Genomic DNA, 14910 nt, shown 5'->3' with positions numbered 1-14910 from the left:
TGTGCTATGCACCTTCCGGAACCCGGTCCAGAAAGCCGCTTACCGAGCGGATGCGGCCATCGGCGGCCAACCGGATGAAGTCGGTGCCGCCGGCAATGGGCGCTGCCCCCGCCGGAGCGAGAAACCAGGAGAAGCGCACGCGGCCGTTGTGGCCGTCGGGCGTGCCCTGCAGGATGAAGCGACAGTTCGGGAAACGCTGCTGCATGGCACCGATCAGGGCGTTGACGCCGGCGTGGCCGTTCGCCTGAGCCAATGGGTCAAGGTAATGCGCATCATCGCTCCAATGTTCGACGAGCAGGGCCAGCCGGCGGTCGGGGTCGGTCTCGTTCCAGACGGCAATGTAGCGCTGGGCGACATGGGCTGCGTTCGTCATGGCGGAACTCCTTCGTGGGGTTGTCCGGATCGACCGGATCTCCACAGCAGCATCGTCGTTCCGCGATCCTCCGGCGATTACGCGAGAGGTAACGGCAAAGCCATTGATCGCGTTGGCGATCGGCGGCTGCCGGAACGCCATCGGTATGGGAAAGGGGACATTCAGCCCCTTCCGGTCCATCCGCCGGATTTTCAGCTTATGGGGATTTTTGTGGGTTGACGCGTAAACCAAGGTATTCGACCGAGGCACGGCGGGACTCGATCCGCATCCAACCTTTTGAACGATATCGGTCGGATGGGGACTTCAGCGGCAGCGGAAATGGGCGGGCTCGCCCGCCCTGTTGCTGTCGCGAAAAGGCGCGCTCCCAACCTGCTCCACATAGTCATCATGGGAAATGGGCCGTCATGCGGACACAACTCCAGCCACCGCTCGTCGAAGCGGTTCGCGGCCCGATGTCGGCCCATCAAAGACCTTGCAGATTGTTCAGCGCCCCGCTACGGCACACGCATTATGCGTGAGCGACCCAACCGCGCCATGTGAACGCCGAGTAAAACAGTTGGGCATCGGAGAAGCCACCCTTTCGCAGAACGGCTTCGTCCTCCTCGGGGCTCAACATCTGCACACTCGCCTCCACGGCGGTGCGAGCAGCGCTTGCCTGTTCGGGATCAGTTCCCGAAGCAACGGCATAGGCGGCGTAGCGATCCAGCCAGAGTCCGCGTTCGGCCGGCCGTTGCGGGAAACTGCCGTGCGCGGCTACGAACGGCGCACCAGGGACGAGCCGCCGATGGATCTGGCGGACCGTCCTCTCGCGTTCCGGCGCCGGCAGGAAGTGCAGCGTCAGCAGGCAGGTCGCCGCATCGAACGGCCCTTCGGGAGCGTCGTCGATATAGCCCTCGACAAGCTCGACCCTGCCCATGTGCGGCCCGAGTGTGCGCTCCGCAAGCCGCAGCATTTCCGCAGCCGGATCGACGCCGACGAAGCGCCAGTGGGGATGAGCGTCGGCCAGGGCCTTGAGTTCGAGGCCGCCGCCGGCCCCCAGCACAAGCACACGCGCAGCGCGCGGCGCTTTTTCCGCCAGGAGCACGCCGGTCATCCGGTGCAGCCCGTCCAACCCGGGAACGAAGCGCTTCGGCCCCTCGGGGTAGCGGGCAACCGCGTCCGGATCGGAGAAGGACTTCAGGAAGTGGTTCGCGCCATTCGCGCTGTCGTCAGGCATGGTCGGTTCCGGTCTGTTTGGACGGATGACGCTCAAGGCGCCGGTGGAAGTCGGCGCTGAGTGCCGCCAGCGTCACACCCTGGAAGGAGGCGAGGAGAAGCTCCTGCGCTTGGTGGAAGGCTTGGTCCAATGCAGCGTTGACCGCCTGCTCCACCAGGCACTGTGGCGCCTCGCTCCGATTGCCGATCGCGAACAATGGCGGGCGGCCCAGTGCCTCGTAGACATCACCCAGGGTCACGGTGTTCAGGTCGCACGCCAGACTCCAGCCGCCGCCATGCCCCTTCTCGGATCGGACATAGCCCCGCTTCTTCAGCCCTGCCATGGTCCGGCGAATGACAACGGCGTTGGTTTGCATCGCCCGCGCCAACACCTCGGACGTGACCGGCCCCTCGTGCTCGGCCATGTGCAGCAGCACATGGAGAACACCGGATAAACGAGTATCACGAATCATGTATCACATGATGTTACATGATAAGGAGCGCGTCAAGCGGCGTTGACTGGAGCTTCCTCGTGCGCCTCGTCCTGCACGACACGATGCTGATTCTGATGCGAACGGTGTGCCGGTGCTGCTGAAGCTGTCGCCGGCGATGGAGCGGGTGTTGATAAGCCACGACCGGAGCCAGCCCCGGGCGCATCTGGCCGGGCGGTCGATGCACGGGCGGTCGATGCGCGACGGGTCGGGGCAGATGTGGCGCGTTGCATCGGCTGGGCTTGCTGTCGGCCGATGACAAATTGACCGGCCGCGGCCAGCACGAGGCCGCGGGCGAGTGTCGTGAAAAGGCGCGAATCCCGACAGCATGTCGGTCAGTTCATGCCGACCTCGCCTCACACTGTGATCGTGGGCGCGAAGCGTCACGGTGCACTTGGGAGGGCATCGCGGTGCTGTTTGAGATCGTGCCCTGGCTCCAAGATCGCTCAACCATTCGGCATTAATATCGGAAATGAACATCTTCAAAGCTGATGTTCGCATCGCTTGTTCTTTTTTGATGATTAAACTTTCGGAGTTGTTCTACCATAAAACGTTCTTGATGCGGTGGGGGTGGGCATCTCAATGGGCCGCTTTGACAATAAGACTGAAATGGTTTTCAAGACCGGCGCCACCGGGGATCGGATATATTACCCGTTTGGGGCACTCGGGCGCGGGCGCATTCTGTCAAGCGAGAAAGAAGAAAGAAAAATAAAGTCAATATTGTTCTGGGAGCTGGTGATTATTTCTCCTGCGGTGTTTTTGATATTAAAAGCAAGCTCTCAAATTTTTATAAAGATTTTTCTAATTTCCGTAATGATGGCGGTGGCATATGCCATTTCGTATTTTCCGGTGAGAAATAATCAAATTTCAGATGAGAGAATGACGTTTTCTGAGTTATGGCAAAAATTGTGGCGTGATTTTGTTTATGGATCCGGTAGAAATTTTATTTGGTTTTTCTTTGTGGTTTGCGTCATTTTGGCGCTTATCGGTGTGGCTGCTGTGTTTGTTGGTCATGGAAGCCTTTGGCCGCGACTCGCGCTTCTTGGCGGTTCAGTGCTTTTGGCGGCAAGCAGTCTCGCCTTGCTGTTGAAGACCCGCCAAGTTGGTCGATAGCGAATTGCCGATCACGGATGCCGGTCATCCCCTTCAGCCCGTGAAGATGCGTTTGGCAAGGACGGCGGACACGCCGTAGGCCAACGTCAGACGTCCGCTTCAGGACAGAAGCTGACTCAAGCTGAAGCGGAACGGGGTGGCTTCGTACACCCTGATGCTGTCGCGAAAAGGCGCAGAAAGGAGCGCTGGAGCGCGACGGAGTTCACGTTCATGCCGCGTTCCCCCATCCCGGACACGTTGCGCACTTTTGTATCGTGCCCCCGGTGCGTGCTGGATGCGCTCGGGAGCGCGTCTGTCTTCGTTGCTGTCCGCCAAACCGCCCGCAGATCCCGAGCCGCCGGTCGATCTCCGGCAGCAGAAGGATGCTGGCCTCGCAGGTGAGGTGGCCGCCATCGAAGGCGGTGTGAACCGGCTTGCCGGCAACCGGTGACAAGCCGGACAAAACTCCGGCATTTTGGACCATGGCAGGCGTGGACACCGTCGACCCGTCGCGGGACGGCTTCAGCGCCAAAATCATACACAAACTCAGCTGCTTAACCTCATGCCCGCCGCCCGCATGGTCACGCTCACGCCTGAAACGTTTCGTGGGCTAAGCGTTCGGCAAGTTTTGCTCTCGACGCGATGATCTGGTCGATGTTCTTCAGGAAGGCCTGCAGGATGGGCGAGGGATTGTCCGCTCGATAGCCGGCGGCGATCTCGATCACAGGCGCGTTGCCGGTGAGCGGTCGGCTGACCAGCGAACGCGGCAGCAAGGGGTCCACATAGGCCGGCAGCAGCGTGATCCCACCGGTGGACGCCACCAGCGAGATCCCGGTGGCGATGCCGTCCAGCGTGTGGACCGGCGACACGACCACGCCACGCTCCCGCAGATAGCGGTCCACGATGCCGCGCAGCACATGTGGTGTGTCGGTGTATCCGATGAAGGAGTCCGGATCGATGTTGCGCACGTCGATGGCGGAGCAGGCGGCCAGGGGATGGTTCCGCGGCAGGATGACCAGGATCGGCTCATGCCCGATGACCTTGTAGGAGACGTCCGGCTGCGGTTCGAGCCGGCAGAAGCCGAGATCGATCTCGCCCCGCTGGATGGCCTCGCCGATGTCGGGCGAGAAGTCGCTGGAGACCCGGAAGTCGATGTCCTTCAGCTGACCGCGAAGCACGTTGGTGACGTGCGACAGCCATTCGACTTCCTGGCCGGTCAGGAAACCCACCGCGAAGCTGGGCTTGGGCGGCCGGACGACCCGCCGCGCCGCGGCGACCGCGTCGGCCGCCGCCTGCAAGGTCAGCCGCGCATGATCCAGGAAGACACGTCCGGCCGGCGTCAGTTCGACGCCGCGGGAGCTTCGCACCAGAAGCTGGGCACCGACCTCCTGCTCCAGGTCGCGCAGCTGGCGGCTCAGCGACGGTTGCGCCGTGTGCAGACGCCGTTCGGCGGCGACCGTGAGGCTCCCCTCCTCGGCCACGGCGACGAAGTAGCGGAGGTGACGGAGTTCCATCCTGTGCGACGCCTCCCGGTGTCATTCCGCCAGGGCCATGCCTGAAAGGTATGGACGATACATAAACGAAGTCGTTCCCAGCGGGCAAGCGGCCGGGTATCAACGGGGTACAGACACGCAATCGTTGCCGGCCCGGCGCTCCTGACCAACGCCTGCGCCGCCCTGCAAACGGAACCATTGCCCGCTGCAATCTGGCGATCGCCCAATGGCGCGGCTTCCGTGATGCGGTCGCCGCCGGGTCCGGCTGCCGCATAGCGGAAAGGCGCTGATCAACAGCGCGGTGGCCCTGCTCGGCGTCGCAGCGGCCTTCTTCCTCGAGAGTGCCTGCGGCTGGGCGCTGATCCGTCTGCGCCGCGGCGGAGACGGTTCAGCAGCGGCGCTGCCCCTACGCACTCACACACATTCAGCAACGGGAGACATGCAATGTCCACCATCTCGATCGTCACCGGCGGCAGCCGCGGCCTCGGCCGCAACACCGCCCTCAGCATCGCCCGGCACGGCGGCGATGTGATCCTCACCTACCGCAGCAAGGCCGCCGAGGCCGAGGCCGTTTTGGCGGAAATCCGGGGCCTTGGGCGGCGGGCGGCGGCGTTGCAGCTCGACACCGCCGACACCTCCGGCTTCCCCGACTTCACCGGGCGCGTCCGTTCCACCCTGGAAGGCTGGGGCCGCGACCGCTTCGACCATCTGGTCAACAACGCTGGCCATGGCGAGATGGCCGCCTTCGCCGAAACCAGCGAGGCGCAGTTCGACATGCTCTTCAGCGTCCATGTGAAGGGGGTCTTCTTCCTGACCCAGGCCCTGCTGCCGCTGCTGGCCGATGGCGGCCGGATCGTGAATTTCTCCTCCGGCCTGACCCGGGTGTCCTATCCCGGCTTCTCGGCCTATTCGGCGGCCAAGGGCGCCGTCGAGATCCTGACGCTCTATCTGGCCAAGGAACTCGGCGCCCGCGGCATCACCGCCAACACGGTGGCGCCTGGAGCCATCGAGACCGACTTCCTCGGCGGTGCGGTGCGCGACACCCCGGCCTACAACGAGGCTTTCGCGACGATGACCGCGCTGGGCCGCGTCGGGGTGCCCGACGACATCGGCCCGGCGGTGGCGAGCCTGCTCGGTCCCGACAACCGCTGGGTCACCGCCCAGCGCATCGAGGTTTCCGGCGGCCAGAACATCTGACCTGAAGTGGTCCCCGTTTGGCGGACAGTTTGCCGGCTGGAATAAGCTTGGTTCAGGTTTGTGTCATGCCGCAAACCTGATCCGGTCCGCCGGCTCGATCAACTCGCCTCCGGCCGATGCTCATCGACCGGAGGCCTTGCGGAAGAAATCGCGCTTCGCCATCGGCTGGCCGATCATCGTGCGCAGATTCTCCACCTCGCCCTGATGGCTGGCCCCGGTCCGCGCGCTACAGCCGCGGTGCAATCACCGCCTGATCCTCACCCCATCAACTTCTCTCCTTTCGGCCGGGGGGGGGTGGCGGGCAGGCGCCGTTCATGGCGTGGCAAAAGTTGGGAATTGCGACCCGCTGCCGACCAGCAGAAGCAGGCCGAGCGACACGGTGAGCCCAGGCGAGGGCCGGAGCTGTGTCCTGTTCCAAGCCGCCTACAGGGGTATGTGGAATTTTGCTGCATTGTGACAACAAACTGCAACTTTTGACATAACGCTCCGTCGATTGAACACGCAATATGCATTATGATAGATAGGATTTGATAGGCAATCTTTCTATTGCGAAACAATCTTAGAGTGAATGCGATAGGCCGGTTGCCCTAAGCGATGGAAACAAGCAAGGGCGCAGATATGGACACGACCAACCTCATCGCCGCCGCCGTCGCCGGATCGATTCCGCGTCCGGCCGATCCCGGCGCCGACGGCGGGCGCAAGGAGGTTGTGTTCATCGATACCGGCCTTGCCGACTGGCAGACTCTCGCGGCGGGCGTGGCGGCCGGGATCGACGTCGTGCTCCTGGACGGCGCGGCGGACGGGCTGGCGCAGATGGCGGCTTGGGCGCCGGGCAAGGAGGGCTACGACGCCATCCATGTGTTGGGCCATGGCGCCGAGGGGCAACTCCGGCTGGGAACGCTCGTTCTTGACATCGCTGCCGTGGCGGACCGCTCCGCCGAACTGGCCGTCCTGGGCGACGCGCTGGCGGACGGGGGCGACCTGCTGCTCTACGGCTGCGATGTGGCGGGCGGAAACGGCGCGCCCTTCATCGCCGCCTTGGCCGAAGCGACCGGAGCCGACGTCGCCGCTTCCACCGACCGGACGGGCAGCTTCGCCATCGGGGCGAACTGGACCCTGGAAGCCGGAATCGGAAGTCTGGAAACCTCTTCCCTGGCGTTTCAAAGCTACGCCTATGCGCTGGATACCCTCACCGGCGGCGCCAACAACGATACACTGACCGGCACTGCCGGCAACGACGTGATCAATGGCAACGACGGCAACGACAGCCTCCTCGGCGGCGACGGCGCCGACACCATCAACGGCGGCAACGGCAACGACACCATCGTCGGCGGTGACGGCAACGACAGCCTGATGGGTGGCAATGGGAACGACAGCCTGGACGGCGGTGCGGGCGACGACAAGCTGTACGGCGAGGTCGGCGACGACACCGTGAACGGGGGTGACGGCAACGACAGCCTTGTGGGCGGTGCCGGCAACGACGTGCTCAACGGCGATGCCGGCAACGACACGATCCAGGCCGGCGATGGCGACGACACGATCCAGGGCGGCGATGGAAACGACACCATCGTCGGCGGGGCTGGAAATGATTCCATCGTCGGCGGAGCCGGGAACGACGTCATCGGCTACACCAGCGGGTCCGAACTCGGCGCCGGCGAAGTCATCGACACCGGGGACGGCAACGACATCATCCGCTTCTACAGCACGACGCTTGGCGACACGCTGGTTCTTCCCGGCACCCTGACGGATTCGAACAACACCCTCACCGTTGCCATCACCGGCGGATACAGCAGCCAGACCACCCTCACCGGGCTGAAAATCGACGCATCCGCCGTGACGCTTTCGGGCGGCCTCACGATGAATGGCGGCGGCGGGGCCGATGTGCTCACCGGCACGGCGCAGGCCGACTCGCTCAAAGGCGGAAACGGCGACGACACGCTCAACGGCGGGGCCGGCAACGACACCCTGAACGGCGAGGCGGGCACCGACGTGCTCGACGGCGGCGCCGGGGACGACATTTTCCTCGACCCCAATGGCGACGTCATCAAGACGCTGGAAAGCGGCGATGTCATCCGGCTGACCGGCGGCGCCGCCAAGGCCCTCTCCTCCAGCCATCTTCAATACGACAGCGGCACCAAGACGCTGACGGTGGACTGGGACAAGAACGGAACCTTCGGGGGAGGGAGCGACGTCGTCATCACCTTCACCAACGCGCCGACCCTGACGACCTTCTCGGTCACCGACACCGGCTCCTTCGCCGACATCCGGATGGGGGCCGCCCAGACCGGCCCGACCGTCACGGACGGGAACATCGCCATCTCCGGCGGTACCGGCACTGGTGGCGCGTACAAGATCGGCGACACCGTCACCGCGACCTGGAACAACACGGCGCAGGGCGACAACAACACCGCCGCCGTCACCGGCGTGACGATGGACTTCAGCCAGTTCGGCGGCGGTTCGGCGGTCGCGGCCACCAACAGCAACGGCGTGTGGACCGCCACCTACACCATCGCGGCTGGCTCCATCGACGCCACCAACCGCAATGTGTCGGTCACCGCGACCACAGCCTCGGGCAGCACCACGCAAGCCGACGGCACCAACGCCGCGGTGGACAACGTGGCGCCCACGCTGACGCTGGGCAACATGGCTGGCCAGGCGTCGCTGGTCGGCACGAACAGCACGCTGCGCATCGGCAGCACGGTGACGGCGATCTGGGACAACAGCGGCAGCGGCGACGGAAGCGACAACACCGACACGATCGCCGGCGTGACGGCGGATTTCAGCCAGTTCGGCGGCGGTTCCGCGGTTGCCATGACGAACAGCGGCGGCGTCTGGCAGGCGACCTACACCATCGTCGCCGGCAGCTTCGACACCACCGGCCGCAACGTCTCGATCACGGTCACCGACAACGCCGGCAACAGCAAGACGCTGACCGACACCGCCAACCACAAGCTGGACAACGTGGCGCCCACGGTGACGGACGCCAACATCGCCATCTCCGGCGGCACCGGCACCGGTGGCGCCTTCAAGAGCGGTGATATGGTCACGGCGACGTGGGACAACACGCTCGCCGGCGACAACAACACCGACACGCTGGCCGGCGTGACGATGGACTTCAGCCAGTTCGGCGGTGGTTCGGCGGTTGCGGCGACCAACAGCAACGGCGTCTGGACCGCGACCTACACCATCACGGCTGGCTCCATCGACGCCACCAGTCGCAATGTTTCCGTGTCCGTCACCGACAACGCCGGCAACAAGACCACCACCGCCGATACCGCCAACGCCACGGTGGACAACCGAGCGCCCACGGTGACCGACGCGAATCTGTCGATCTCCGGCGGGACCGGCACCAGCGGGGCCTACAAGATCGGCGACACCGTCACGGCGACGTGGGACAACAGCGTCACCGGCGACAACAACACCGACACGCTGGCCGGCGTGACAGTGGATTTCAGCCAGTTCGGCGGCGGCGCGGCGGTTGCGGCGACCAACAGCAACGGCGTCTGGACCGCCACTTACACCATCACCGCCGCGCCCGGCGGCACGGCGAATCTCAACGTGTCGCTCACCGCCACCGACAATGCCGGCAACGTGAAGACGGTGGCGGACACCACCAACGCCACGCTGGAGGTCGCCGCGCCCACGGTGACGGACGGCAACATCGCGATCTCCGGCGGCAGCGGCACCGGTGGCGCCTACAAGATCGGCGACACCGTCACGGCGACCTGGGACAACACGATCGACGGCGACAACAACACCGACACCGTGTCCGGCGTGACGATGGACTTCAGCCAGTTCGGCGGCGGTTCGGCGGTCGCGGCGACCAACAGCAACGGCGTCTGGACCGCGACCCACACCATCACCTCCGGCTCCATCGACGCCGCGAGCCGCAACGTCTCGGTCTCCGCCTCGCTGGCGGGGGCCGGCACGACGACGACGGCCGACACGACCAACGCCATGGTGGACAATCAGGCCCCCACGGTGACCGATGGCCACATTTCGGTCTCCGGCGCGACGGGAACCGGCGGTGCCTTCAAGATCGGCAACACCGTCACCGCGATCTGGGACGACACGCTCCTCACCGGCGACAACAACACCGACACGCTGTCCGGTGTGACGTTCGATTTCTCCGCCTTCGGCGGCGGCAGCGCGGTGGCCGGCGTCAACAACGGTGGCGTCTGGACCGCGACCCACACCATCACCGGCGGCTCCATCGACGCCACCAACCGCAACGTCTCGGTGACCGTCACCGACGATGCCGGCAACGTGACGACGACGGCGGATACCAGCAACGCCACGGTGGACAACATCGCGCCCACCGTCACCGACGCGAACATTTCGATCTCCGGCGCGACCGGGATCGGCGGGGCGTTCAAGATCGGCGACACCGTCACCGTGGTGTGGAACGGCACCGGCGACGGCAACACCGACACGCTGGCGGGCGTGACGGTGGACTTCAGCCAATTCGGTGGCGGCTCCGCGGTTGCCGCGACCAACAGCAACGGCGTGTGGACCGCCACCCACACGATTGTCAGCGGTTCCATCGACGCCACGGGCCGCAATGTGTCCGTCACCGCCACCGACAACGCCGGCAACACGAAGACCGGCATCGACAGCAGCAACGCCGTCGTGGACGACCGGGAACCGTGGGCGAGGGACAGCTTCATCGCGATCTCCGGCGCGACCGGAACCGGCGGGGTCTACAAGATCGGCGACACCGTCACCGCGACCTGGGACAACAGGTTTGTCGAGGGTGACAACAACACCGATTCCCTGACCAGCGTGACGTTCGACTTCTCCGCCTTCGGCGGCGGTAGCGCGGTCGTGGCGAGCCAGACCGACGACGTCTGGACGGCGAGCTACACGATCACGGCCGGCTCCATCGACGCCGCCAGCCGCAACGTCTCGGTGACCGTCATCGACGACGCCGGCAACACGGCCACGGGGACCGACACGACCAACGCCACGGTGGACAACGTCGGCCTCACCGTCACCGATGCGAACATTTCCATCTCCGGTGGGACCGGAACCGGCGGTGCCTTCAAGGCCGGCGATACCGTCACGATGACGTGGAACAACACGCTCGCCGGCGACAACAACACCGACACGCTGGCGGGCGTGACGGTGGACTTCAGCCAGTTCGGCGGCGGCTCCGCGGTCGCGGCGACCAACAGCAACGGTGTCTGGACCGCCACATACACCATCACTGGCGGTTCCGTCGACGCGACGGACCGCAACGTCTCCGTGACCGTCACCGACGATGCCGGCAACACGACCACGCGGGCCGACACGACCAACGCCACGCTGGACAACGTCGCCCCCACCGTCACCGATGCGAACATCTCGATCTCCGGCGGGACCGGAACCGGCGGTTCTTTCAAGACCGGCGACACGATCACCGCAATCTGGGACAACACGCTCGCCGGCGACAACAACACCGACACGCTGGCCGGCGTGACGGTGGACTTCAGCCAGTTCGGCGGCGGCTCCGCGGTTGCCGCGACCAACAGCAACGGCGTCTGGACGGCAACCTACACGATCACCGCGGGCTCCATCGATGCCACGGGCCGCAATGTTTCGGTTTCCGTTACCGATGACGCCGGCAACACGACCACGCGGGCGGACGGCACGAACGCCAGTGTGGACAACGTCGCCCCCACGGTGACGGACGCGGCGATCTCCATCTCCGGGGGGTCGGGCCCGGGCAGCGCCTACAAGGCCGGCGACACCGTCACGATGACGTGGAACAACACGCTGAGCGGCGACAACAACACCGACACACTGGCCGGCGTAACGGTGGACTTCAGCCAGTTCGGCGGCGGCTCCGCGGTCACGGCGACCAACAGCAACGGCGTGTGGACGGCCACCCACACCATCACCACCGGTTCGCTGGAGGCGGCCAACCGCAACGTCTCGGTCACCGTGACCGACAATGCGGGCAACGTCACCACGCGGGCGGACACGACCAACGCCACGGTGGACAACGCGCCCCCCGCCGTGCCGGCCATCACCGGCTTCTCCAGCGACAGCGGAAGCTCGTCCAGCGACCACCTGACCAACGACACCACTCTGGTGCTGAGCGGCACGGCGGAGGCCAACGCCCTGGTGACCGTCAAGCTGGGAGGGAACTCCATCGGCACGGCGAACACCAACGGGTCCGGCGCCTGGACCTTCGACTACACCGGCACGGTTCTGCCGACGGGCACGCACAGCTTCACCGCCACAGCCACCGACGCCGCGGGCAACGTGTCCACGGCCTCGTCGCCCTTCACCGTCACGGTGGACACCGTCGCCCCGTCCGCCACCCTGACGCTGAGCGGCACCAGCCTGGACGAGAGCGCGCCCACGACCCTCACCATCACCTTCACGGAGGCTCCGGTCGGCTTCGCGCTCGACGACCTGTCGGTGAGCGACGCCACCCTGTCCAACCTGACGCTCCAGGCGGGCTCCAACGGGCTGGTCTACACCGCCACGCTGACTCCGGACCTGGACGTGGAGGCGACGGGCCGCACCGTCACGCTCGGCACCGGCTGGACCGACGCGGCGGGCAACGCGCCCGCGGCCACGGCGTCCTCGCCCGCCTTCTCCATCGACACGCTGGGCGCTGCGGGCGTCATCGCCACCCCGTCCGGGCCGGTGACCAGCGAGGCCGGCGGCGGCGTCACCGTCGCCATCGTCCTGGCGGCCCGGCCGCGCGGCGACGTGACCATTCCGCTGTCCGTCTCGAAACCCGGCGAGGCGCAGGTTTCGGTCGGCAGCCTGACCTTCACCACGGCCAATTGGGACACCCCGCAGACGGTCACGGTCACCGGCCTGGACGACAGCGTGAACGATGGCGCGCAGGCCTACGACCTCATGCTCGGCGCGATCACCAGCACCGACGGCCGCTACGCTGGGCTCGATCCGGCGGACGTGGCGCTGAGCAACGCCGACGACGATCCGCCGTCCATCGCGCTCGCCACGGCGACCCGCGACGACAGCACCACCGGCGACCCCACGGCCCGGGTCACCGGCACCGCTGACGCCGGCTCGAAGGTGGAGGTGTGGCGCGATCTGGACAACGACGGCGTTCTCGATCCGGAGGACACGCTGCTGACCTCGGTCCAGCTCGGGGCGGCGGAGACGGCCTTCACGATCGACGTGCCGCTGCCGAACAACGCGCTGACCGACCTGATCCTGGTGGCGGTGGACGCCGATGGGCACCGTTCCGTTCCGCTCGACGTGATCCAGCGCTTCCGCACGGTGGAGACCGGCTCTGGCACCAACGTCACCAACGAAAGCGGTGTGGACGGCGACGGCAACGAGCGGGTGGACGTCGAGGCGGTGTCGGAACAGGCCGGTGGGTTCGCCGAGGTGGTGCTGACCGACCAGACCGAGGACGACGGCGAACCCATGCTGACGGCCAGCGTGTCGGCGGGCACCCGGCTGGTCGCCAGCGGCCCGGCGGCGCAGCAGAGCAGCGCGGTGGCCGGCCAGACGCTCAGCAGCAGCCTGCTGACGCTCGCCGCCGGCGCCGACGAGACCGAAAAGGCCGCGCTGCAGCAGCTCGCCTCGCGGATGCCGGCGGCCACCAGCGCTCTCGGCTCTGCGACGCCGGTCACGGTGCGCCAGATCGTGGTGACCGCCAGCTCCGGCGGCGCGACCACCGGTCCGGTGACCATCCGCGGCACGGCGGACCAGGGCGACGGCGTCGCGGCGGTCGTGCTGGACACCCGGCAGGCCGCGGGACGCACCGAGGTCAACCTGGACAACGTCAGCGTCGCGGTCATCTTGGGCGAGGCGCGGATCGGCGGCGGCGCGGGCAACAACGCGGCCTACGGCGACTCCAGCGCCCAGTTCATGCGGATGGGGCCCGGCGATGACACACTGTCGGGCGGCGGCGGCAACGACACCATCGCCTCCACCACCGGCAACGACCTGCTGTCCGGCGACGACGGCGACGACCTGGTGCATGGCGGCGAGGACAACGACACCGTGCTCGGCGGTGCCGGCAACGACACGGTCGGCGGTGGCACCGGCGACGACTATGTGTTCGGCGGCACCGGCGACGACCTGCTGTTCGGCGAGGACGGCGACGACTGGGTGATCGGCGGTGATGGCCGTGACATCCTGTCCGGCGGAGCCGGCAACGACCTGCTGTTCGGCGAGGACGGCAACGACACCGTCTTCGGCGGGGCCGGCAACGACGTCGCCTTCGGTCAGGAGGGGGACGACATCCTGTCGCTGGAGGCCGGCAACGACATTGCGGACGGCGGCGACGGCAGCGACACCCTGTTCGGCGGCGATGGCGACGATACCCTCTTCGGCGGGGCCGGTGCGGACCTGCTGTCGCTGGATGCCGGCAACGACATCGCGGACGGCGGGGAGGGCAACGACACGCTGTTCGGCGGGGCCGGCAACGACACTCTCTTCGGCGGGGCCGGTGCGGATCTCATCGACGGCGGGGAGGGCAACGACGTGATCTTCCTCATCGACGGGGCCGACACCGTGTGGGGCGGAGCCGGAAGCGATCTCTTCGCGCTCGGCACCGGGGGCGGCGGATCGGTGGTGATGGACTTCACCGCGGGCACCGACCGGTTGGCCCTGACCGACGCCTCGATCAATCTTGCTGGTGTGATCGCCTCGGCGCGGGTCGTCGGCGGCAGCACGGTGCTTGACCTGCGGCCCGGCAGCAGCGTCACCATCCAGGGCCAGACCGGGGATGTCGCGCGCTGGTTTGCCTGATCGGACGGTTGCGCGGCCCCCGCACCCCGGGGGTCGTCCACCTGTAAGCCGGAGACCGTCGCAAACCTGGGGGAGAATGATACGGCGGGCTCGTGTTGCGGCGAGCCGGGGGCACGATGAAGCGGCGGGTCATGGTGGAGGTGACGGGCGAGGACGGCGCGGCGTTGCGGCACCTGATTTCCGAGGTGGAACGCACCGGAGAAGGCCACGTCGGTCGGTACCGCTCGTTGGTCTTGGGCGAGTGGCAGTGCGGGCAGCGCATCGGTCACCTCTGGCACGGAGGCGATCCTCTACGGCCCCGCCGTACCGCCGGCAGGATGGTGCGAAACCTGCCGGAACCCACCTG

At 66.4% G+C, this 14910-nt stretch carries 8 protein-coding genes; 3 read left to right on the top strand and 5 right to left on the bottom strand.

Going from position 1 to position 14910, the window contains the following annotated elements; all coding sequences use genetic code 11:
- Positions 1-4: 4 nt before the first annotated feature.
- The 3 genes from FBZ83_RS14230 to FBZ83_RS14220 all read right to left on the bottom strand — a co-directional run bounded on the left by FBZ83_RS14230 (position 5) and on the right by FBZ83_RS14220 (position 2040).
- Entirely contained in the window at positions 5-373 is a 369-nt protein-coding gene (locus FBZ83_RS14230) for a nuclear transport factor 2 family protein (RefSeq protein WP_145683897.1), read from the bottom strand.
- 508 nt (positions 374-881) lie between these two features.
- The gene (locus tag FBZ83_RS14225; protein ID WP_145683894.1) at positions 882-1589 is read right to left on the bottom strand and encodes a class I SAM-dependent methyltransferase; all 708 of its coding nucleotides are present in this window, start codon (positions 1587-1589) and stop codon (positions 882-884) included.
- On the bottom strand, positions 1582-2040 hold the full coding sequence (locus FBZ83_RS14220) for an Rrf2 family transcriptional regulator (protein WP_145683892.1): 459 nt from the start codon (positions 2038-2040) through the stop codon (positions 1582-1584). Before FBZ83_RS14220 ends, FBZ83_RS14225 begins: the two co-directional genes overlap by 8 nt.
- Before the next feature lie 600 nt (positions 2041-2640).
- On the opposite strand from FBZ83_RS14220, the gene FBZ83_RS14215 reads away from it, so the two are divergent.
- The gene (locus FBZ83_RS14215; protein WP_145683890.1) at positions 2641-3171 is read left to right on the top strand and encodes a hypothetical protein; all 531 of its coding nucleotides are present in this window, start codon (positions 2641-2643) and stop codon (positions 3169-3171) included.
- Positions 3172-3737: 566 nt separating this feature from the next.
- Here the strand turns inward: FBZ83_RS14215 and FBZ83_RS14210 are convergent.
- Positions 3738-4664 carry a LysR substrate-binding domain-containing protein gene (locus FBZ83_RS14210; RefSeq protein ID WP_145683887.1) on the bottom strand — a complete coding sequence of 309 codons (927 nt, stop codon included), beginning with the start codon at positions 4662-4664 and terminating at the stop codon, positions 3738-3740.
- A 423-nt stretch (positions 4665-5087) separates the two neighbouring features.
- On the opposite strand from FBZ83_RS14210, the gene FBZ83_RS14205 reads away from it, so the two are divergent.
- Complete coding sequence (locus FBZ83_RS14205) at positions 5088-5840, top strand: SDR family oxidoreductase (protein ID WP_145683885.1); 753 nt, start codon at positions 5088-5090, stop codon at positions 5838-5840.
- Between the two features lie 120 nt (positions 5841-5960).
- Here FBZ83_RS14205 and FBZ83_RS32335 read toward each other — a convergent pair whose 3' ends face one another.
- Positions 5961-6083 (bottom strand): hypothetical protein, encoded by a 123-nt coding sequence (locus tag FBZ83_RS32335; RefSeq protein WP_282186901.1) that lies wholly within the window; start codon positions 6081-6083, stop codon positions 5961-5963.
- Between the two features lie 375 nt (positions 6084-6458).
- Between FBZ83_RS32335 and FBZ83_RS14200 the strand changes: the two genes are divergently transcribed.
- Positions 6459-14564 carry a DUF4347 domain-containing protein gene (locus tag FBZ83_RS14200; RefSeq protein WP_145683883.1) on the top strand — a complete coding sequence of 2702 codons (8106 nt, stop codon included), beginning with the start codon at positions 6459-6461 and terminating at the stop codon, positions 14562-14564.
- Positions 14565-14910 lie beyond the last annotated feature (346 nt).

Origin of the sequence: Azospirillum brasilense (genome assembly GCF_007827815.1) — a bacterium.
GTDB classification, from domain to species: Bacteria; Pseudomonadota; Alphaproteobacteria; order Azospirillales; family Azospirillaceae; genus Azospirillum; species Azospirillum brasilense_C.
Note: the sequence above shows the minus strand (reverse complement) of the source record. Positions and strands in the feature narration are given on the sequence as shown.